Raw genomic sequence first — 19424 nt, 5'->3', positions numbered from 1 at the left:
CGCTTGTGAAAGGGGGGAGCCACCATAGAACTCTCTTCTCGCCAAAAGGAGATTCTTCGGTTGGTTGAGACCCACGAACCGATTATCGCAGAGCAGCTTGCTGAATTGTTGGGCGTGAGCAAGCCGACGATTCGGTTCGACCTTTCTTTACTGGTGACGCTAGGGTACTTGGACGCGAAACCAAAAGTGGGCTACTTTATTGGCAAAGGCAGGAACGGACAGAGTGAATCGGTTCAGAAATTGTTGTCCACAGAGGTGCAACACGTTCAGTCCGTCCCTGTCGTCGTACGGGAAGTAACCTCTTTGTACGATGCGGTCGTCACGTTGTTTTTGGAAGACGTGGGCAGCCTCATCGTCACAGATGAGTTCAATTACCTCAGTGGCGTCGTGTCGAGAAAGGATCTTCTGAAGACACTTCTGGGCAACACGCAGGCCACGTCTATCCCGGTCAGCATGATTATGACGCGGTTTCCAAACGTGGTCACGGTTAGCCCAGAAGATACCATACTGGATGCCGCACGGAAAATGGTGAACAACAAGGTGGATACGCTGCCTGTGGTGGAGCCGGTGGATGTCACCTCGAAGGACTCTGGCGATTATCGCCTGCACGTGGTCGGACGGGTCACCAAGACGACGATGACAAAGGTTTTGTTGGACCTTGCGTCGCCGGATCCGCAATAGCTGCAGAGCCGGTATCGCCGGGGATGGGGGTCGGGATAGCCGCAGAGCCGTAGAGCCGTAGAGCCGCGAAACGGGGGCCCGCGATGGGCCCTATGTCGCGTTTTCAGCAACTTTGGTGATGTTACGTTGCCGCATGAGGGCTTTGGTTGCCCGTTGTCGCCGTCCGTCGTGCGGGCGAGTTGCAGTCGGGGGACAGAGGCGGTTCATCGGAGGTATGGGACAAGTGCGTTCGGAGATAAGGTAGAAATCGTGCGCTATTTGTGTCTTTTCTTTTCATCCGGCGGCTTTTAGACATGAAAAAGACCTTATTTCCTTCCGTTTCGACGGAAAAGCCTCAAAAGTCAGTCAATAAGGTAATTTTTCTGCCTTAAAGGGGCCAAAAGCCCGCGGCTCGTCTTATTAAGACACCGTCACCCCACCGTCACCCCACCGTCACCCCACCGTCACCCCACCGTCACCCCACCGTCACCCCACCGTCACCCCACCGATGCCGCCCCCGCCTCTCGATCCCGCCTCTCGATCCCGCCTCTCGATCCCGCCTCCCCATCCCACTGTCCAAATCTTCTGCTACAATGATTTCATTGCTCATCTGTGTGAAAAGGGAAGTGTCGTATGCGCCTGACAGGTCGATGTGTGTCCATTGTGTCTATTGACGAAATTGATACGAAGGAATTGTGGTCATTGATTTATGGAGAATCAGATCCGGCGTGGAAGAAGTGGGACGCCCCGTACTTTCCGCTGGAGTTTGTGGATTATCCTGACTATATCAGCCACCTCAAGGAACGATTTGAGCGCGATGGAGACGTGCAATCGCTTGCTGCCATCGTCACGACAGATGGTGAACTGATTGGCACCGTGTCGTACTACTGGGAGCATCGTCCGTCGTGGTGGTTGGAGATGGGGATTGTCATTTATCAACCGGCATTTTGGAACGGGGGATTTGGTACCGAGGCATTGACGCTATGGGGGAGTCATTTGTTTGCGTCGATGCCGCTCGTGCGTATTGGTCTCACGACCTGGTCGGGCAATCAGCGGATGATTCGCTGCGCTGAGAAATTGGGGATGCAGATGGAAGCGCGCATTCGCAAGGTGAGATTGTACAATGGCGTGTTTTACGATTCCATTCGCATGGGCATTTTGCGCGAGGAGTGGGAGCAGATTCACGGGTTGAGGGCTACTCCTTTGCAAGACTCGTTGTTGCGCCAATAACGGCTGTCAGCGGAACATGGTACTTTTAGCGAATGTGGGGATCGTCAGCGCGTTGACGATCCCCAACTTGTATCTGCTAAGACGCCTAATTCACGCGTCATCGGGCCCGGTCATAGGCGGGTGACCGTGCTACCCCACCTGACATCTTCATGCAATGGTGCATAGTCAAATGTCTTGTGGGGGTGATGACATGCGTTCCCCGAACGACTCAAACTACCCAATCCATCCGCGTAAGCACGTATCACACTGGCCGATGGCAGCGATTTCGCGTCCGATTGTCTACATCGACAGGTACATTTATGTCGATATTCCGCGGCATTACTTTGTACCGTCGCACCAAACCATCGTGGTCGATTCTCGCTATCCCTACCGGAAGAGACCGAAGACGGATTAAGCGAGTCCCTGAAACACCCGGTCAATTGCGTCGCAGGTTTGTTCGATGTCTTCATCCGTGTGCACGGCAGAGACGAACCACGCTTCGTATTTTGACGGGGCGATAAGGATGCCGTTGTCCGCCAGCAAGTGGAAATAGCGTGCGAACTGCTTGCTGTCTGTCGCTTGTGCGTCGTCGTAGTTGCGCACTGCGTGATGGCCAAAGTAGACCGTAAATGCGCCGCCGACGCGGTTGATGGTGATGGGGACATGGTATTTGTCCGCCGCTTCATGCGTCACCTTCACCAGCCGCTCGGCGCGTTTCGCCATCGCCTCGTAGATGCCCGGTTGCTGCAGGACGCTTAGGCAGGCGATGCCTGTGCGCATCGACAGTGGGTTGCCCGCCATTGTGCCAGCCTGGTAGGCAGGACCCAGCGGTGCGACATTCTCCATGATGTCACGCCGCCCGCCGTAGGCGCCAATGGGCAATCCGCCACCGATGATTTTGCCCAGCGCATACAAATCCGGGTGCACGTCGTATAGTTGGGCAGCGCTGCCGTAGTGGAAGCGGAATGCCGTGATGACCTCGTCGAAAATGGTGAGGGCGCCGTGGTGGTGGGCGAGATCGATCACCGATTTCAAATACGTGTCATCCTTTGGCGCGACGATGCCAAAGTTTCCGACAATCGGTTCGACGAGTACAGCAGCGACGTCATGCCCGTGTGCAATGAGCGCTTGTTCGAAGGCGTCCAGGTCATTAAACGGCACCGTGATGACCTCTTCGGCTGTCGCCTTCGTCACACCGGCGCTGTCAGGGACGCCCATCGATGACGGACCCGATCCGGCTGCCACGAGCATCGCATCGGAATGGCCGTGGTAGCAGCCTGCGAATTTGATAATGCGCGTGCGGCCAGTGTAGGCGCGCGCCACGCGGATAGTCGTCATGACGGCTTCCGTCCCCGAATTGACGAAGCGGATGCGCTCCAAATCCGGAATTGCCTGTCGCAACTTCTCGGCGAACAGCACCTCCGATGTCGTCGGCGTGCCGTAGAGGACGCCATCCTCGGCCGCTTCTTGGATGGCCTTGGTGATTTCTGGGTGCGCATGACCCAGGATGGACGGGCCATATCCTGCCAAGTAATCGATGTATTCGTTGCCGTCGACGTCGTAGAATTTTGATCCCGCTCCACGCGACATCACAATGGGCGTCCCGCCGCCGACCGATTTATAACTCCTTGAGGGGCTGTTGACGCCGCCTAATATGACCGCTTCTGCGCGGTGAAACCACAGTTCGGACTGTGCTCGATTCATAGACATAGTTGAATCTCCTTCAATTGTACTCGTGCAGGTGGCCGGTCGCGGCATACGCAAAGAGCCGTTGCGCCTGCGCGTACTCGTATGTAGGTGTCTAGCACCTCTCCCAGCGTAGCAAACTGGCCGTAGGCGTCAAGCGCAGATGTGGGGATTGATGAGGAATTGTGGAGATTGCCCCCACTTGGCGTGAGCAGGCGCCAGTTTTACATACATGAAGGATTTGGTGTCTTTCAACCGAATTTGAATCGCATGAGGAATCTCAGCAAAGAGGTGATTAGGAATGAGCGTGTACGATTTTACGGCGAAGCGCATTGATGGCTCAACACAGTCCTTGTCGGAGTATCAGGGGAACGTGTTGCTCATCGTCAACACGGCGAGTAAGTGTGGATTTACCCCTCAATACGAAGGGCTCGAAGCATTGTACCGAAAGTATCAGGATGAGGGATTTGTGATTCTCGGTTTTCCATGCAACCAATTCGGCAGGCAGGAACCTGGTTCAGAAGCGGAGATTGCGCAGTTCTGCCAGATGACTTACGACGTGACGTTCCCGATGTTTGCGAAGATTGATGTGAACGGGCGAAATGCGCATCCGCTGTATCAGTACTTAAAGTCGGAAGCAGGCGGGGTGCTGGGCAGCCAGGCCATCAAGTGGAACTTCACGAAATTTCTTGTCAATCGACAGGGAAAAGTACTGAAGCGCTTTGCGCCGACAGTGTCGCCAAGCGAAATGGAGCAAGATGTCGTGGAGGCTCTGCGCGGGGAGGCGTGATCGCGATGGTGGCGGCCTTGTGTGTGTCACGACCCCATGCTGCCTCCATTCAACAGGTCCCTTACATTGGTTGGACCGCCTCAATAAACTTGGACAACGCCGCAGAGAGAAAAGCGTCCTTGCGGCGGATCAACACCGTCGGGATATGGCCGAACTCGTCTGGGAGATAGCTTACGTCGACAAAGTAGCGACTCTGTTCAACGACCGCCTGAGGAACCATCGAGATGCCCATGCCAACAGCTACACAGCCCAATATCCCATCCAGTGTCCCCAGTTCTATTACCTGGCGGGATGTGATGCCGACGTGATCCAAGTATTGTTCGAGACGCTTTCTGTAAGAGCACCCCTCTCGAAACGCGACAATCGTCGCTTTATCCGTCGGTGCGAGTTCGAGGCGGCCGTCACGACCGATGAGCACAAGTTGTTCTTCGATGACGGCGACCGTCTCAAGCTGTGGATGTTGAACGGGCCCCGCGACAAACGCCGCCTCGATGTCATCGTGCAAGACGGCGTTTATCAATTCATTGGTCGATCCCGTCTTCAACACCAACTCGACATTTGGGTACGCTTCGTGATATCTCGCTAAAATCCCGGGCAGTCGGGTCGCCGTCGTCGTTTCCATGGCTGCAATACGCAACTGTCCACTAGGGGTCTGCGTATCTTGGAGGGCGCGTTCGGCCTCGGAGCACAGTGCCAGAATTCGTTGTGCGTAGTGGAACAGCGTCTCACCACTGGACGTCAGGGACACGCCTCGAGGACGCCGGTGGAACAGCGGTGTGCCCAGTGTGCGCTCCAAGTGCTGGATGCGGGCGGTGATGTTCGATTGAACGTAGCCGAGCTGTTCGGCGGCTTTGGTCACACTTTTCGTCCTCGCCACGGTGGTGAAAATGGTCAAGTCTCGCAATTCCACAAGAAGTACCCCCTATCGGATGGTGGAGCCCATCCATCATTTATTATGATGATTCACATCAATTGTGTTCATTTTACATCATGTGAGACGCCTTCTACACTCGAAGTGGAAGGAGGCGGCAATCATCTTGTTTATTCAACAATCGGCTAACGATGACCGCCCGCGCAAAGTGTGGCCGTCGCTGCTCGGTGGTGCACTGGCGCTGTTTGTCGCCATGGGTGTCAGTCGCTTCGCATATACGCCCATCTTGCCGTTGATGCAGGAAGAGACCCATTTTTCGAGTGCCGTGGCGGGCTACCTCGCATCGAGTAATTATTTGGGTTACCTTTTCGGCGCTTTCGCTGCAGGATCCGTCTCGTGGCTACGCCGCCATCGTCAGTTGGCGTTTCGATGTTCGCTCTGCCTGTGTATCGCGACAACTGGATGTATGGCTGTGACGTCCCAAACTGGGATTTGGCTGATTTTGCGGCTGTTGTCCGGTATATCGAGCGCCGTGGTGTTTGTGTTGGTGTCGAGTATTGTGATGGATGATTTGGCCAGGCAAAACCGCCAAGCACTGTCGGGCGTCTTCTACGGCGGCGTAGGCCTTGGAATCGCCGTAACGGGCGCACTGGTTCCTGAAATCAATCATGCTTTTGCCTGGCAAGGCAGCTGGCTTGGAATGATGGTGTTGAGTATTTGTCTCGGCATCCCAGCCATGGGGTGCATTCGGGCGCCCATAACGGCGGCGAACGGGCAGCCGACCGCAGCTACGTCGCATGCGGTCGCGAACAAACGGCTGTTTTCATGGCTCATTGTAGCCTATGGTTGTGAGGGCCTAGGATACATCATCACAGCCACATTCCTCGTCGAGATGGCGTCGAGCCTGCCGGCGTTGCACAAGTTTGCGTCGTATCTTTGGGTGGTGGCCGGGATGGCCGCTTTGCCCTCGTGCCTGTTTGGAGCCATGTTGGCCCGTCGCTTCGGCGACGTTCAAGTCCTCGTGGTAGCTTATTTGTTGCAGGCGGTGGGCGTATTATTGCCAGTTGCCATCCCGAATGCCTTCGCTGGATGCGTTGGCGCCATTCTGTTTGGCGGTACGTTTATGGGGATCACCGCCTTGGCCACAAACCTCGGCCGAAAGCTACGCCCACACAATAGCGGCGGCGCGATTGGACTGATGACTGGCACTTACGGCATCGGACAGGTGGTTGGTGCGGGCGGCGCTGGATGGTTGGCAAGTGTGTCGGGCGGCTTCGCAGTTCCCACGATAATATCCGCCGCCGTCGTGTTCGCCGGTGCGCTGGTTCTCGTTGTCGGCAGAGTGATTGTGCTATCAACGGATGCCGAGGGTGCACAAGCGAAACGCTAGCAAGCAGGATTCAACGCAGTTCTGGTGGGCGCAAATCTTTTTTCATCACCACAGCTGGCAAGACGACGCCTGCCCAATCTAGTTCAATGTCCTTATACCGATGAAACCCGCTTTTGCTCCAGAAACGAAGCACTGCATCATTGTAGTCAGTGACCACGTCCAACCGGATTTGCGTGCTTTGGTGACGGCAGGCGTAGAATTCGAATGCTTCGTAGAGTTGCCTGCCGTACCCTCGGTTTTTGGCTTGTGCATGCAGCATGAGCAGGGACAAGTAACTTTCTTTGGCCACCTGGAAATCGATGACGCCGACGATGTCGCGAGACAGCTTTTCAACGATTTTGCCTGAGACAAAGCCTGCGCCTTTCATCGCCGCCAATTCGTTTCGTATCCATGGATGCGTCACTCGATCCCGCCCCGTATGGCGCATCAAAAACTCCGGATTCGAATTGTACACGTTGGCTATCTCCTGTATATCTATCGGGTCAACTGCGTCTACGTAGAAATCTTTCGATTCAAAAATCAAGTAGTTCCCTCCGCGGGTCGAAGTGCATAGAAGCGATTGGGTCTGGTGGTAGATAGGGGCAGTGGGTTGTCGCGTTCACCCACTGTTTCCTGATACACGACGTCCATCTGTGTTATATGATTATACCAGTTTTCCGGATTTTTCGTTCATTCGCGAAACACAGCGAACAGGAGGGGACACTGATGACGGTTTTACAGACAGAGCGGCTCATCCTTCGGCGTTGGACCGAAAACGATATCGCGGCCATGGCGGCGATCAACGCCGATGGCGAAGTGATGCGCTGGATAGGCAAAGGGTTTCCTGCAACCGTGGATGAGACGAGGGCAGCCATCGCCCGCTGGGAGTCGGCATGGGAGGAGCGGGGGTACGGTCTATTTGCGGTCGAAGTGCGCGAGACCAAGCAACTCGCAGGCTTTGTCGGTCTTTCTGTGCCTACTTTTTTACCCGAAGTGCTGCCAGCCGTAGAAATTGGCTGGCGACTCGGTCGTCCGTATTGGGGAGTTGGCATCGCGACAGAGGCGGCCAAGGAAGTCTTGCGTTTTGGTTTCCAAGACTGCAACCTCGACGAGATTATCAGCATTTGTCAAGTTGGCAATCACGCGTCGGAGCGCGTGATGCAGAAAATCGGCATGCGATTCGACCGCGAGACGATAGATCCGTCTGCGCAGCGTCCCGTGCGCGTGTATGTAGTGGGTGGACGTTTGGTATCGCCTATATGTAATTAACGATGTTTCAGGAAGTTCGTGGTCGGGCGATATTACTATTTTGTAAACTGCTTAAAATACCCGGGAGAAAAGGATATCCTTTTCTCCCTTTGCCTAATGATTTCAGATTGCGAACTGCTGTAATAACCGAACGACATGTGGATTATTCAAGCGGTATGTTTACATTGAGTTGAGAGAGCTGCGGCAGGAATTTTGAGTTACTGTGTGCCACCGGTCCAGGCTGTGGTCCGAACCAAGTTGGTTCGATCGTGACGGAATTTACATTGCTTGGGGGTGTCTTGAATTGTAAGGAAAAATCCCACACAGCTTCATTACCCACGATTTTCTCCGTTGGAATGGCACCTACAAATTGTATTCCAATACCTTTGCCATGGATGGAGCCACCAAACTCGAAGTCTTGATAACTCAACTTTCGCAGTGTAAAAACGCCTATAATTCCTTGCAGTGCCACAGTTGAATAAAATAAAAAAGCACCTTTCCGTTTGGTATAGTGAAAGTGCGAACCAACACTACCATTCAGAAGAGGTGCTATACTGGCCCCAGAGTCAACCCAGACAGATGACGTGAGGTAAAATAGACGTAGTGAGGTGTTTGACTCATGCCAGGACGTAAGTGGACTGTGGACGAGAAAATGAACATTGTGTTGGAAGGGATGGTTCCCGGGGCGAATATCAGCGAGGTTTGCCGACAGCATGGTGTGGCCCAAAGTCTGTATTACAAGTGGCGTGACGCATTTCTGGCTGGTGGACGAGCAGGGCTTCAGTCAGGTCCTTCTACCCGGGAGCAGGAGTTGGAGAAGCAGTTGCAGGAAGCCATGAGCAAAATTGGCGAGCAGGCTATGGAAATCGATGTGTTGCGAAAAAAATCGAACTGGGGCCGGAAGTAAGCAGCCGTTCCTTGGTTGCTCAGCTCGTCAAGGAAGGGTTTCGGGTCCCAGTGATTGCGAAAGCATTGGAGCTGAATCGAACTTATTGTTATAGCTTGTTAAAGGAGCCTGTGAAGAAGGCGAAAAAAGCGGTTATAGATAAAGACGCCCTATTGAAACAGCGGATTCGCCATCTATGCGAGAGGTTCCCACGATATGGATACCGTAGAATCAAGGTCATGTTGCGTCGTCAATACAGCATGCAGGTAAACCACAAACGAGTACACCGGCTCATGCGGGAAATGGGATTGTTGGTCAAATCCCCACAGCGAGAAGCTTCCCGAAAGAAGCGGTCTGGAAAGATTCCGGTGAGTCAGTCAAACGAACACTTCCAGTGCGATATGACAAAAATTTGGTGTGGTAAGGATGGCTGGGGATATCTATTCGCGGTAATCGATGCGTACGACCGTGAAATTGTGGGGTATTCGTTTTCGCGCTATTGCCGGACAGAGGAATTGCTGCAGGCTGTGGATAACGCATTCAACTACCGATTCCCGAGCGGGGTACGAGGCGCAAACTTAACGCTCAGAACTGACAACGGATGCCAAATGACAAGTCGACGATTCGTACAAGCCATGAAGGACTGCCAGGTGAAACATGAACGGACAGGTTATAACAACCCGGACGCAGATGGCTATATCGAACGTTTCTTCCGTTCGTTGAAGGAGGAAGAAGTTTGGATGCAGGAATACGACAACTTCGCGGAAGCCAAGATCGCAATCAAAACGTATATTGAGTTCTACAACAAAGAGCGCCCGCACTCAGCGTTGGGCTATCGTACACCGCAGGAATTCAGAAAATGGAAGGAATCAAAAGAGGCAGCGTAGACCTGATAATTATCAGAATAGAATGGCGTTATCTCAAAAAATTATGCACATCTGTCTTGACAGGACGGGGTTCAATACGGTGCTTCTTTATATGATAGAGCATAACGTAGAAAATAATCAATTGCCTGTTGAAATTCGCCCTGCCTTTCAGGAACTCAGGGTCCTCTCACATCTGCGCAAAGCCGGCATTACCAAGAGATTTGGATTTTCTTGCTCCTTTTTGTTCCAGCTTGTGTTTGTGTTGATATTTCACCATCGAAACTGGTTCCAACTTCTTGACGGTGCGAAGGGAGCCTCATTGCCTGGAAAAGACACCGTGTATCGTTTTCTCAATCACACCGGATTCGCATGGCGACGTTTTCTCTTATCACTGAGTGTAGAAACCGTGAGTAAAACCAAATCTTTAACGTCTGACGAACGCGTCAACGTATTCATTGTCGATGACTCTATGTACGAGCGAAACCGAAGCAAATCTGTAGAGCTCTTGGCTCGACTCAAAGATCACGCTTGGAACTGCTATTACAAGGGATTTCGCATGCTCACGCTCGGTTGGTCGGATGGTCACACGTTCATTCCCCTCGATTTTTCTCTTCTCAGTTCCGTTAAGTCGCAGATTCACGGTATAAACCAATCGATTGATAAACGCACGCATGGATATAAACGAAGGATCGAATCCCTTCTTCCGGCTCCACAAATCGTCCCCGCCATGATTGACCGGGCGCTGGCTGCTGGGATGAATGCCCCGTACGTCTTGATGGACAGTTGGTTCACGTATGCACCACTGATTCAGGCGATATTAGACAGAGGTCTGGATGTGATCGGCATGGTTAAAACGGACAATAAACGCTACTTACTCGGAGATCGTCGTCTGACCTTGCAAGAACTGTATTATGCCGCTACGCCTGTTCAAGGTACGAATAAAAACATTTTACGCGCGATAAACACACAGCTCAGCCCAGGCATCCCAATTAAGATGGTGTTTGTCCGCCATCGGGCTCACAAAAAAGAATGGTTAGCGATCCTTTGCACGGATACGTCCCTCACAGTGGAAGAGATCATCCAAATATACGGTATCCGCTGGGATATTGAAGTTTTTTTCAAATGCACAAAATCCTTGTTACGTCTGCAGAAAGAGTTCCAAGGTCGTTCCTATGACATGCTTATCAGCCACACGACGATTGTGTTCTCGCGGTACATTCTTCTAGCTTGGCAGCATCGACAGAGCACGGATGATCGCACCTTGGGAAATCTGTTTCTAGCACTGTGCGATGAAGTCAGCGACTTAGATTGGGCCATTGTATTGAAGCAGCTGGTTGATTTTGTGATAAGTGTTGCTAAAAAATCCAGCAAGCGCATCTCAACATTCATCATCAGTCAACTACAGAACTGGATAAACGGTTTACCCAGATACATCAAGGCATACTTGCCCGTTTTGGTCTGCGAAAGTTGAGTTGATAAGACAATGGATATTTGGGTTTTCCATCTGCTTGCACTGGTTCCCGCATTTCCATCGCTATGGTTGTAAACACAGGATCAACGGCAACTTTCTTGGCACTTAATGTAAGTCCATAGGCATTGGACGATATACCCTTTAGTGATTGTACCTGTGTCACTTTGTCCACTGATATTCGAGACACAGGGATAGATAGCGTCCAATTCCCATTTACCGTTCCAATTTGATGAATGGGAATCGTCAAATTCCCGCTAGACGGGAGTTGATCAGATGAAAGGTTCCAGTCGATTTCACCTTTATAGGTGTACTGAGTGTTTAAGGTATCGTTCCATTGTTCATTGTTGGAAGGCAGTTTTTTTCCGTTAAGTGTCGCATCAATAACACCACTGGTCATTGACAATTGCGATCCGTCTTGGTCTCCTACGTCCAGCGCTTGATATCCTTGTGGAACTTGAATTTCGTATACAACCGACAACTGCCCCCCGTCATAGTACGCTTTGGGTACGGACAGAGTGATGCCGTGATCGGTGGCTGACGGGTCAGTCGTTGAAGCATACTGGTTCATCTGGGGGATTTCAAAGGAGTACAGGGATCCAATCACAGGGATCTTATGGAGTGTTGCGGCCATGACGGGTGAGACAAATCCAGATGCGCCAACCGCGACAATAGCAAGCGTTGCGGCGCTAGCGCCATAAGCCAGCCAACGATTTCGCTTACGCGTCACGTTTGTTGAATGTATCGATTTGGATTTTACTTCTTTCCACGTCATTGGTGGTACATGAATTCGCGCCGCATCTTCTGTCAACAAGCGATGATACTTGTCAGACATGCTGTATGCCCCCTTTGGCTTGCATCTTTCCCTTTATTGCGTCGCCCGTAAAATGTTTTGCGATGATACTCCGTGCACGTCGTAATCGGTATTTCAACTTTCCAAGTCCCCAGCCTGCAATCTGAGCAGCTTCGTTTTCTGTACAGCCGATATAATCTACGAGTACGAAAGCAACCCGTTCTGCGTATGAAAGTTGCTTCATCGCTTCGTCAATCATCACCCGTGTGTCTGCTTGCGCGATGTCATCGCCTGTTGCCAAGAGCTGTACTTGGTCGATGTTCACCACGGTCTTTCGTCTTCTGGTTTTGTCAAGCGCTGTATTCATCAGAATGCGATAAAACCAACTATGAAAGGCCCGCACGTCTTTTAACTGATGTCGATGTTTATATAATTTGAGAAAAGAATCTTGGGCAACCTCCTCAGCGTCATGCTGATTTCGAAGTATGAGCCAGCTAGTTCGAACGGCTTGTTCCCAACTGAGACGAAACAATTCTTCGTATGCCTGTTCATCTCCAAGGCATACGCGCTGAATCACTTCCTCTGCTATCTCCATTTGTTTCACTCCTTCCACCATAAGACGTGTGGATCGTGTGATTTAGTAGGATCGAATGTGAAATAAAATCATATTTCTTTCGTTTGCTTGAGTTTGGCGGTCGTATTTAAAAGTCTAAGTCGCTTGATGCGGCTGGGAATTGAAGTGACGGAATTTACGTGTGACGAAAGAAGGAATACATTTTCACTTCTGGTACTGGAGTTGTTGATACAATGGCATACAAACTAGATAATATTTGGGGTAATGGTACGGCAACCTCGACATCGAAATCAAAGCCAATATGTGGGGGTCGTGCGGGCACGGTTGTATGACACCGGATCCGGTGGTTCACTGGAGAAAAGTGTCTTAATAAGACAATCGACTCAGTTTGAGCCTCTTTAAGGTATGAAAAATGCCTTATTTGCTGATTTTTCAGGCTTGTCAGTGGACTGCAGAGGGAATAGGACAATTTTTGTGTCTAAAGTCCGCTGAATTCACAGAAAAGACACAAATAGGGCACGAAAAATGCCTTAATATCGGCGAAGCCCCAAGCCCCAAGCCCCAAGCCCCTCCACAAGTGACGCGGCTACAAATTCATACGTCAGGGGAAAATATGTAGGCTGTCAACACGAGAACGCGCCCGCGCTGATAAACATGGGCCTTGGGGTTGTGCCGATCCCGATGATCGTCAATGGAATGACGGATGGAGGAAGTGCATAGATGAAGACGAATATTGCCGATTTGCTGATTCAGTCACTCGTCAATGCCGGTGTGAAGCGAATTTACGGAATTGTCGGCGATTCGCTGAATGCGGTTCTGGATTCGGTGCGGCGTTCCAAGGAGATCGAGTGGATTCACGTGCGCCACGAAGAAGTTGGCGCTTTTGCGGCGGGGGCGGACGCTGCGATGGGCACAAGTATTGCCGTCTGTGCTGGAAGCAGTGGTCCTGGAAACTTGCATTTGATTAACGGACTCTATGATTGTCATCGCAACCGCGTGCCAGTGCTCGCGATTGCGGCGCATATCCCGAGTGACGAAATTGGCAGCAACTACTTTCAACAGACTCGGCCGGAGCAGATATTTAAGGATTGCAGTTATTTTTGTGAGACGGTGATGAGTCCGGATCAAGTGCCGCGCACCATCACCATGGCGATGCAAACCGCCGTCGCCCGCAAGGGCGTGTCGGTCGTCATTTTGCCGGGGGACGTCGCTGGCGTTCCGGATGATAACCCGGTGCCGGAACATATCCTTCATGTGACGCGGCCGGTTGTTCATCCGTCGGAGCCGGAGTTGAAACGGTTGGCGGAATATTTGAACCGCGGCAAGCGCATTACGCTGCTTTGCGGTGCGGGGTGTGCTGGTGCACATGGTGAGTTGATGCAACTGTGTGAGAGATTGCAGGCGCCAATGGTCATCGCGTTGCGGGGAAAGGAGCACCTTGAGTACGATAATCCGTATTTCGTCGGTTTGACTGGCCTGATTGGGTACGCATCGGGTTACCGCGCCATGATGAATTGCGACGTCTTGTTGATGCTCGGAACTGACTTTCCGTATCGGCAGTTTTATCCAAGGAACAGCACGGTCTTGCAAGTCGATCTCGACCCAGCGCATCTCGGTCGCCGGACGCCCATCACCTACGGGTTGTGTGGGGATGTCAAGGCGACCGTTCAAGCGCTCTTGCCATTGCTGACGGAGTCGCACGATTCCCGTCATTTGCGGGAATCCGTCGATCACTATCAGAAGGTGCGAACAGGCCTTGATGAACTGGCCACGGCGAAGTCCGATAAGCGACCGATTCATCCGCAGTACCTGACGAAGGTAGTCAGTGACTTGGCAAACGAGGATGCTGTGTTCACATGTGACGTTGGGACGCCTACACTTTGGGCTGCGCGGTATCTGCAAATGAACGGAAGGCGTCGGCTCCTGGGGTCATTCAACCATGGGACGATGGCGAATGCCATGCCACAGGCGATTGGGGCGCAACTCGCGGCGCCAGATAGGCAAGTCATCGCGCTGTGTGGCGATGGTGGGTTGTCGATGTTGATGGGGGATTTATTGACTCTTCGTCAACACAAATTGCCGGTGAAGGTCATCGTGTTGAACAATAGCGCGCTTAGTTTTGTCGAGCTTGAGATGAAGGCCGCCGGATATTTGGAGATGGGCACAGAACTGATTGACCAAAATTTTGCCGATATTGCAAAGGCGATGGGGATTTATGGCGTGCATGTCGAACGTGCGAGTGACTTGGAGTCGTCCATCCGAGATGCGCTCCGCCACGATGGGCCAGCTTTGGTCGACGTTGTGGTGAACCGTCAGGAGTTGTCGCTGCCGCCGAAAATTACCGCAGAGCAGGCGCATGGATTCACGCTGTGGATGGTGAAAGCGGTGCTGAATGGTCACGGCGACGAGTTGATTGATCTTGCGAAGACCAACTTGTTGCGCTAACGTGTGCCAGTGGGCCCGCGAATAAGAGGAAGCGCGTGAGTTCGACGTTGAGTTGAGATTGAATGGGACAGAGGGGGCCGCTCGCGAGCTGGATTCCCCTCTTTTTGTTGGAAGGTGTGTCCAAGGTGGGAAATCTAGTTCAGGTATCGTGCCCAGGCGACTCAATTTTCAACATGATTTCAATATCATAGATCTAAAAATCTATCTAAAAAGATCTATCATACGAGAGTACGTGTAAAATCTTTGTTGTGCATCGTACGCGATGGGCATTCGTAGAAGACTTGTTTCATATTCTTTGATGACCACGACATTTCTATCGAGGTTTCGTATTTTTACTGCTGGGAGGAAACAACAAGTTGAAGCGTTCCAAGACTCACTCGCAGCCAACTTCAAAGAGAACTTCGAAGAAGTCGACTTCGAGAAAGTTAGCATCGGAGAAGTATTCGTCAGGTAAGAAGCGCGGCTCAAGACGACGAGGGATTCGGGCCTTCGTGTATACCATTGGTGGCCTCTTTTTGACAGGTGCCGTGTTGGCAGTCGTCGGTTATTTTGTGCTGCTGAGAATGACACCTATCTCCATTGCGAAACTGACGGCGACGCCGCAACCGACCGTGATATACGACGCCTCTGGAAAAGTTTACGAGAAAATCGGTACGCCACAGACGACGTTGAGCTATGGCGACATTCCGAAGAACTTGCAGAACGCCATTGTGGCGACGGAAGATCATAATTTTTGGACAGGCTCCAGTGTCGACTTGAAGAGTATTCTCAGGTCTGTCGTCGTCGACATCACGACCAACAGTACGTCACAAGGTGCCAGTACCATCGAAGATCAGCTCGCGAAGATTGTCTTTTTGAACGACAACAAGACACTTTCGTACAAGCTGAAGGAAATTGCGATGGGGGTGCATATTGATCAGGACTTCACCAAGCAAGAAATCCTGACGATGTACCTCAACAAGGTATTCCTAGGTGAAAACACGGTGGGTGTCGGACAGGCAGCGATGCGGTATTTTGGTATCGACTTGGCGCACGACTCGAATCAACTCACGCTGGCTCAGGCAGCGCTGTTGGCAGGGTTGCCGCAGGCCCCTTCCGCGTACGATCCGCTCAAACACCCCGCCGCAGCCCGCGAACGGCGCAATCAGGTGTTGGAGAACATGGTCAAGTACGGGTACATCACAGAGCAGCAGGCAGAGGCGGCAGAGGCGCAGCCACTTGGCGCGTCTTATCACTCGCTGCCTGACTCGACGTGGGACACGCATCCGCTGTTCACGAATGTGCTGTTCGACTATGCGTCGAAAAACGGTATTTCCGCACAACAGCTGTTGCAAGGCGGTCTGAAAGTCTATACCACGATTCAGCCGAATGTGCAGCAGGCGGTGGAGGACGTGTTCTGGAGTGGCCAGTACGACAGCGACTTCCCAGGGCCAGTAGACGGTGCAGCTGTGTTTGTCGATCCGGCGACGGGCGGTATCATGGGCGCAGCGGGATCGCGTAAACAAGACTATACGCCGCTAGGCATGGATAGAATCTACAGCAACAGCTCGCCGGGTTCATCGATTAAGCCGATTATGGAGTACGCGCCTGCCATTGAGAGTGGACAATGGGGGCCGGATTCGATTCTCGACAACGCGCCGCAGGACTTCGGCGGTGGGTACGTCCCACAGAACTGGGAAGGCGTCGACGGACCGGCGAAAGTGACGTTGCAATACGCGCTTCAAGAGTCGCAAAACGTCGCCTCCGTCTGGCTCTTGCAACAGATTGGGCTGCAGACGGGGACGAGCTTTGCGATGAAGGACGGCATCAAGTTGACCGAGCAGGACAGACAGCATTTGGGTGTCGCGATTGGGGGCATGCAATATGGCGTGAACCCGGTTGAGATGGCCCAGGCCTACGAGCCGTTTGACAACAATGGCGTTCAGATGAAAGTGCATTTAATCAACCAGATTGTCAACCAAGTGGGGCAGACCATCTATCAGTTCCAACCGCAGTCGAAGACTATTATGAGTCCGCAAACGGCCGCGACGATGACCAGTTTGATGGAAGACGTCGTCAACGCCGGTACGGGTACGTCGGCCCAGGTGCCTGGGTGGGGCGTGGCCGGTAAGACCGGTACTGTTCAGTACGACACAGGATTAAATGGGGATCATCCGAACTGGATTCGCGACGCCTGGTTTGACGGTTACACGCCGAATATGGTGGGTTCCATCCATATCGGCTATGACGTCTCGTCGCCAGAGCACCATATGACCATGTCGCCATTGGATCCGTCAGCGAACGCGGCGAAGATCTTCAGCGATATCGTTCGCCTGGCGGAAGCCGGGGAGACCCCGGAACAGTTCAATTTGACGAGTGCATCGTCCACGCCGTCGACGTCCGGTCAAATTGCAAACACGACCGCACCGGGTAACAACACGACCAACGCTACGGCGAATGCGACCGCGAATGCCACGAGCAATGCGACCGACAACTCGTCGTCGACATCGATTGGGAACACGACGGACAATGACACCACCGCCCCTTCGACGGGCGACGACGGTTCCGGAGACGCGTCGAACGGCACCGGCACGACGCCGGGCAATACCACCACGCCTCCGCCGACAGGCGGTAGCACCGGAGGCGGCACGACGCCGCCGACCACTGGATCAGGTAGCACGGGCGGCTCCAGTGGCGCCGGGGGATCCGGTACGACCGGGGGCTCGGGCGGATCGACATCTGGCGGCGGGTCGTCCGGTACGGGCGGCGGTGCGCCGACCACCGGATCGACTTCGAGCGGCACAGGTACAGGCACAAGCGCCGGATCCGGCGAATCGTCCGGTAGCGACTCGACTAGCGAGTAGTCGGCTAGGCTTGTGCTGCGACAGACGATGGATGCATGATGGCAGGCACCTGGCGATTGTTGGCTGGGTGCCTTTTTGTGTGGCGGGAACGGCGGATCGGCGGGATCGGGCGTGGCGGGTGCTGGAGCGGCCGGATTAAGGCAGAAAATCTGCTTTATGTGTGACTTTTTTGTGAACTGGGCCTATTTAAGGTCTCAAAACGACCTTATTGCGCGTCAGATGCCGCATTTGAGGGTGCCAGGGGCCCAATAAGGCACTTTTTCGACCTTATGTATGCCTTCAATGCCCTGCGTGTCTTAATAAGACAACTTGGGCGCCCAACTCCGTCCTCCTCCTTCAAAAGGCCGCATTCCTGGCCTACAAAAGAAAAATTTTCTTGTGCCCTGTAAAACCCCATTGTCGATCCCACTCCGCGGCCCCGCCCCCGGCCGCCTCGCGCATGAGTTACGCAAGTATTGGTGCTATACTATCGTAATATACCGGGTGGCCATTGCATGGCCATACCCGCCTTACCACGCCGGTCACCGTCGCCCGTGTTGTTGCGTCGGCAGGGTCCGGGCGAGTCGGGTCGTTTTGTTCAGGATTTCATTGTTGGTACAATCCCATCACGACGTGTTTACGCCCTGATGAAACTGTTTGAGGAGGACTCATCATGTCCACAACCAAAACTTTTCGAGATACTGCCTTCTCCGTGTTAGACCTTGCGCCGATTGTCGTCGGCGGCACTGCGGGCGAAGCGTTGCGCAACAGTGCCGACCTCGCGCGGCACGCGGAGCAGTGGGGGTATAAGCGATATTGGGTGGCCGAGCACCACAGTATGCCTGGTATCGCCAGTTCCGCGACGTCCGTCGTCATCGGTTATATCGCGGGGCAGACGTCGACCATCCGGGTCGGATCCGGCGGCATCATGTTGCCGAATCACGCGCCCCTCGTCATTGCGGAGCAGTTCGGGACGTTGGAGTCGTTGTATCCGGGGCGGATCGATTTGGCGCTCGGACGAGCTCCAGGGTCCGATCAAGTGACTGCACGCGCGCTGCGGCGGGGGCCGGATAGGAATGGCGAGGACTTCCCAGACCAGGTCGCGGAATTGTACACGTACTTTCACCCGCCAGGCGGTGCGCGTAAACCGGCGGTTCGTGCGGTTCCGGGCGAGGGCTTGGACATTCCGATTTGGCTTTTGGGATCGAGCGATTTCAGCGCGCGATTAGCGGCGCATTGGGGTCTACCATTTGGCTTCGCCAGCCATTTTGCGCCGACCTACCTGTTGCCGGCACTGCAGTTGTACCGGAGTAACTTCGAGGCGTCTCAACATCTCGACAAACCGTATGCGATGGTCGGCGTCAATGTCATCGCGGCCGATACGGACGACGAAGCTAGGCGGTTGGCTACGTCCATGCAACAGCAGGTGCTAAGTCTGCTGCGGGGGATGCCTGGTCAGTTGAAACCACCTGTCGACAATATCGAGGACATGTGTACCGATTACGAGAAGGCTGTGCTGGCAGACAGGGGACGTTACACGGTCGTTGGAAGTCTCGATACCATTCGCAAAGGACTAGAGCGGATTCTCGAGGAGACAAAGGCAGATGAATTGATTGTCAGTGCACAAATTTACGATCACGACGCCCGACTACACTCCTACGAAATCCTCTCGAAGGTCTTCGAATAAGGAACCAAGCGCTTTCGCAACTCGAACGCGCGATGCTTGTGCGCGATGCC

At 53.2% G+C, this 19424-nt stretch carries 17 protein-coding genes; 12 read left to right on the top strand and 5 right to left on the bottom strand.

Annotated elements, in window-relative coordinates; genetic code table 11:
• The first annotated feature begins 24 nt into the window (after nt 1-24).
• The 3 genes from K1I37_RS15655 to K1I37_RS15645 all read left to right on the top strand — a co-directional run bounded on the left by K1I37_RS15655 (nt 25) and on the right by K1I37_RS15645 (nt 2284).
• Nucleotides 25-681 carry a CBS domain-containing protein gene (locus K1I37_RS15655; RefSeq protein WP_031219208.1) on the top strand — a complete coding sequence of 219 codons (657 nt, stop codon included), beginning with the start codon at nt 25-27 and terminating at the stop codon, nt 679-681.
• Between the two features lie 612 nt (nt 682-1293).
• Nucleotides 1294-1890 carry a GNAT family N-acetyltransferase gene (locus tag K1I37_RS15650; RefSeq protein WP_021294898.1) on the top strand — a complete coding sequence of 199 codons (597 nt, stop codon included), beginning with the start codon at nt 1294-1296 and terminating at the stop codon, nt 1888-1890.
• 190 nt (nt 1891-2080) lie between these two features.
• Complete coding sequence (locus K1I37_RS15645) at nt 2081-2284, top strand: hypothetical protein (protein ID WP_021294899.1); 204 nt, start codon at nt 2081-2083, stop codon at nt 2282-2284.
• Here K1I37_RS15645 and K1I37_RS15640 read toward each other — a convergent pair.
• Entirely contained in the window at nt 2281-3573 is a 1293-nt protein-coding gene (locus K1I37_RS15640; RefSeq protein ID WP_031217728.1) for a glutamate-1-semialdehyde 2,1-aminomutase, read from the bottom strand. The genes K1I37_RS15645 and K1I37_RS15640 overlap by 4 nt on opposite strands.
• 283 nt (nt 3574-3856) lie before the next feature.
• Between K1I37_RS15640 and K1I37_RS15635 the strand changes: the two genes are divergently transcribed.
• Nucleotides 3857-4345 carry a glutathione peroxidase gene (locus tag K1I37_RS15635; RefSeq protein ID WP_021294901.1) on the top strand — a complete coding sequence of 163 codons (489 nt, stop codon included), beginning with the start codon at nt 3857-3859 and terminating at the stop codon, nt 4343-4345.
• Between the two features lie 61 nt (nt 4346-4406).
• On the opposite strand, the gene K1I37_RS15630 is transcribed toward K1I37_RS15635, so the two are convergent.
• A complete protein-coding gene (locus K1I37_RS15630; protein WP_021294902.1) occupies nt 4407-5255 on the bottom strand; it encodes a LysR family transcriptional regulator in 849 nt (282 codons plus the stop codon).
• A 127-nt stretch (nt 5256-5382) separates the two neighbouring features.
• On the opposite strand from K1I37_RS15630, the gene K1I37_RS15625 reads away from it, so the two are divergent.
• Nucleotides 5383-6606 (top strand): YbfB/YjiJ family MFS transporter, encoded by a 1224-nt coding sequence (locus K1I37_RS15625; protein WP_021294903.1) that lies wholly within the window; start codon nt 5383-5385, stop codon nt 6604-6606.
• Nucleotides 6607-6616: 10 nt separating this feature from the next.
• On the opposite strand, the gene K1I37_RS15620 is transcribed toward K1I37_RS15625, so the two are convergent.
• Entirely contained in the window at nt 6617-7129 is a 513-nt protein-coding gene (locus K1I37_RS15620) for a GNAT family N-acetyltransferase (RefSeq protein WP_021294904.1), read from the bottom strand.
• Nucleotides 7130-7311: 182 nt separating this feature from the next.
• Here K1I37_RS15620 and K1I37_RS15615 point away from each other — a divergent pair, with 182 nt between their 5' ends.
• The 4 genes from K1I37_RS15615 to K1I37_RS15600 all read left to right on the top strand — a co-directional run bounded on the left by K1I37_RS15615 (nt 7312) and on the right by K1I37_RS15600 (nt 11056).
• A complete protein-coding gene (locus tag K1I37_RS15615; RefSeq protein ID WP_021294905.1) occupies nt 7312-7854 on the top strand; it encodes a GNAT family N-acetyltransferase in 543 nt (180 codons plus the stop codon).
• Nucleotides 7855-8452: 598 nt separating this feature from the next.
• Nucleotides 8453-8740 carry a transposase gene (locus K1I37_RS15610; protein WP_067623977.1) on the top strand — a complete coding sequence of 96 codons (288 nt, stop codon included), beginning with the start codon at nt 8453-8455 and terminating at the stop codon, nt 8738-8740.
• A gap of 11 nt (nt 8741-8751) precedes the next feature.
• Nucleotides 8752-9606: an IS3 family transposase gene (locus tag K1I37_RS15605; protein WP_272496353.1), complete on the top strand. Its 855-nt coding sequence runs from the start codon at nt 8752-8754 to the stop codon at nt 9604-9606.
• 91 nt (nt 9607-9697) lie between these two features.
• Nucleotides 9698-11056: an IS4 family transposase gene (locus tag K1I37_RS15600; RefSeq protein WP_031218120.1), complete on the top strand. Its 1359-nt coding sequence runs from the start codon at nt 9698-9700 to the stop codon at nt 11054-11056.
• On the opposite strand, the gene K1I37_RS15595 is transcribed toward K1I37_RS15600, so the two are convergent.
• On the bottom strand, nt 11019-11888 hold the full coding sequence (locus K1I37_RS15595) for a DUF4179 domain-containing protein (RefSeq protein ID WP_021295588.1): 870 nt from the start codon (nt 11886-11888) through the stop codon (nt 11019-11021). The two genes, K1I37_RS15600 and K1I37_RS15595, sit on opposite strands and share 38 nt — an antisense overlap.
• Nucleotides 11881-12441 carry an RNA polymerase sigma factor gene (locus K1I37_RS15590; protein WP_021295589.1) on the bottom strand — a complete coding sequence of 187 codons (561 nt, stop codon included), beginning with the start codon at nt 12439-12441 and terminating at the stop codon, nt 11881-11883. Before K1I37_RS15590 ends, K1I37_RS15595 begins: the two co-directional genes overlap by 8 nt.
• A 699-nt stretch (nt 12442-13140) precedes the next feature.
• On the opposite strand from K1I37_RS15590, the gene poxB reads away from it, so the two are divergent.
• The 3 genes from poxB to K1I37_RS15575 all read left to right on the top strand — a co-directional run bounded on the left by poxB (nt 13141) and on the right by K1I37_RS15575 (nt 19374).
• Nucleotides 13141-14865 carry a ubiquinone-dependent pyruvate dehydrogenase gene (gene poxB, locus K1I37_RS15585; protein WP_021295088.1) on the top strand — a complete coding sequence of 575 codons (1725 nt, stop codon included), beginning with the start codon at nt 13141-13143 and terminating at the stop codon, nt 14863-14865.
• 356 nt (nt 14866-15221) lie between these two features.
• The gene (locus tag K1I37_RS15580) at nt 15222-17708 is read left to right on the top strand and encodes a transglycosylase domain-containing protein (protein WP_236613817.1); all 2487 of its coding nucleotides are present in this window, start codon (nt 15222-15224) and stop codon (nt 17706-17708) included.
• 652 nt (nt 17709-18360) lie between these two features.
• The gene (locus tag K1I37_RS15575) at nt 18361-19374 is read left to right on the top strand and encodes an LLM class flavin-dependent oxidoreductase (protein ID WP_021298598.1); all 1014 of its coding nucleotides are present in this window, start codon (nt 18361-18363) and stop codon (nt 19372-19374) included.
• The last annotated feature ends 50 nt before the right edge of the window (nt 19375-19424 follow it).

This window comes from Alicyclobacillus acidoterrestris (assembly GCF_022674245.1).
Lineage (GTDB): Bacteria > Bacillota > Bacilli > Alicyclobacillales > Alicyclobacillaceae > Alicyclobacillus > Alicyclobacillus acidoterrestris.
The sequence above is the reverse complement of the archived record's forward strand: the minus strand, read 5'-3'. Positions and strand labels throughout refer to the sequence as shown.

Excerpts from the sequence above, each read along its gene's own strand:
- K1I37_RS15575 (WP_021298598.1), top strand. The coding sequence starts at position 18,361 with ATGTCCACAACCAAAACTTTTCGAGATACTGCCTTCTCCGTGTTAGAC.
- K1I37_RS15590 (WP_021295589.1), bottom strand. The coding sequence starts at position 12,441 with ATGGAGATAGCAGAGGAAGTGATTCAGCGCGTATGCCTTGGAGATGAA.
- K1I37_RS15635 (WP_021294901.1), top strand. The coding sequence starts at position 3,857 with ATGAGCGTGTACGATTTTACGGCGAAGCGCATTGATGGCTCAACACAG.
- K1I37_RS15600 (WP_031218120.1), top strand. The coding sequence starts at position 9,698 with ATGATAGAGCATAACGTAGAAAATAATCAATTGCCTGTTGAAATTCGC.
- K1I37_RS15615 (WP_021294905.1), top strand. The coding sequence starts at position 7,312 with ATGACGGTTTTACAGACAGAGCGGCTCATCCTTCGGCGTTGGACCGAA.
- K1I37_RS15645 (WP_021294899.1), top strand. The coding sequence starts at position 2,081 with ATGCGTTCCCCGAACGACTCAAACTACCCAATCCATCCGCGTAAGCAC.
- K1I37_RS15595 (WP_021295588.1), bottom strand. The coding sequence starts at position 11,888 with ATGTCTGACAAGTATCATCGCTTGTTGACAGAAGATGCGGCGCGAATT.
- K1I37_RS15650 (WP_021294898.1), top strand. The coding sequence starts at position 1,294 with ATGCGCCTGACAGGTCGATGTGTGTCCATTGTGTCTATTGACGAAATT.
- K1I37_RS15610 (WP_067623977.1), top strand. The coding sequence starts at position 8,453 with ATGCCAGGACGTAAGTGGACTGTGGACGAGAAAATGAACATTGTGTTG.
- poxB (WP_021295088.1), top strand. The coding sequence starts at position 13,141 with ATGAAGACGAATATTGCCGATTTGCTGATTCAGTCACTCGTCAATGCC.
- K1I37_RS15640 (WP_031217728.1), bottom strand. The coding sequence starts at position 3,573 with ATGAATCGAGCACAGTCCGAACTGTGGTTTCACCGCGCAGAAGCGGTC.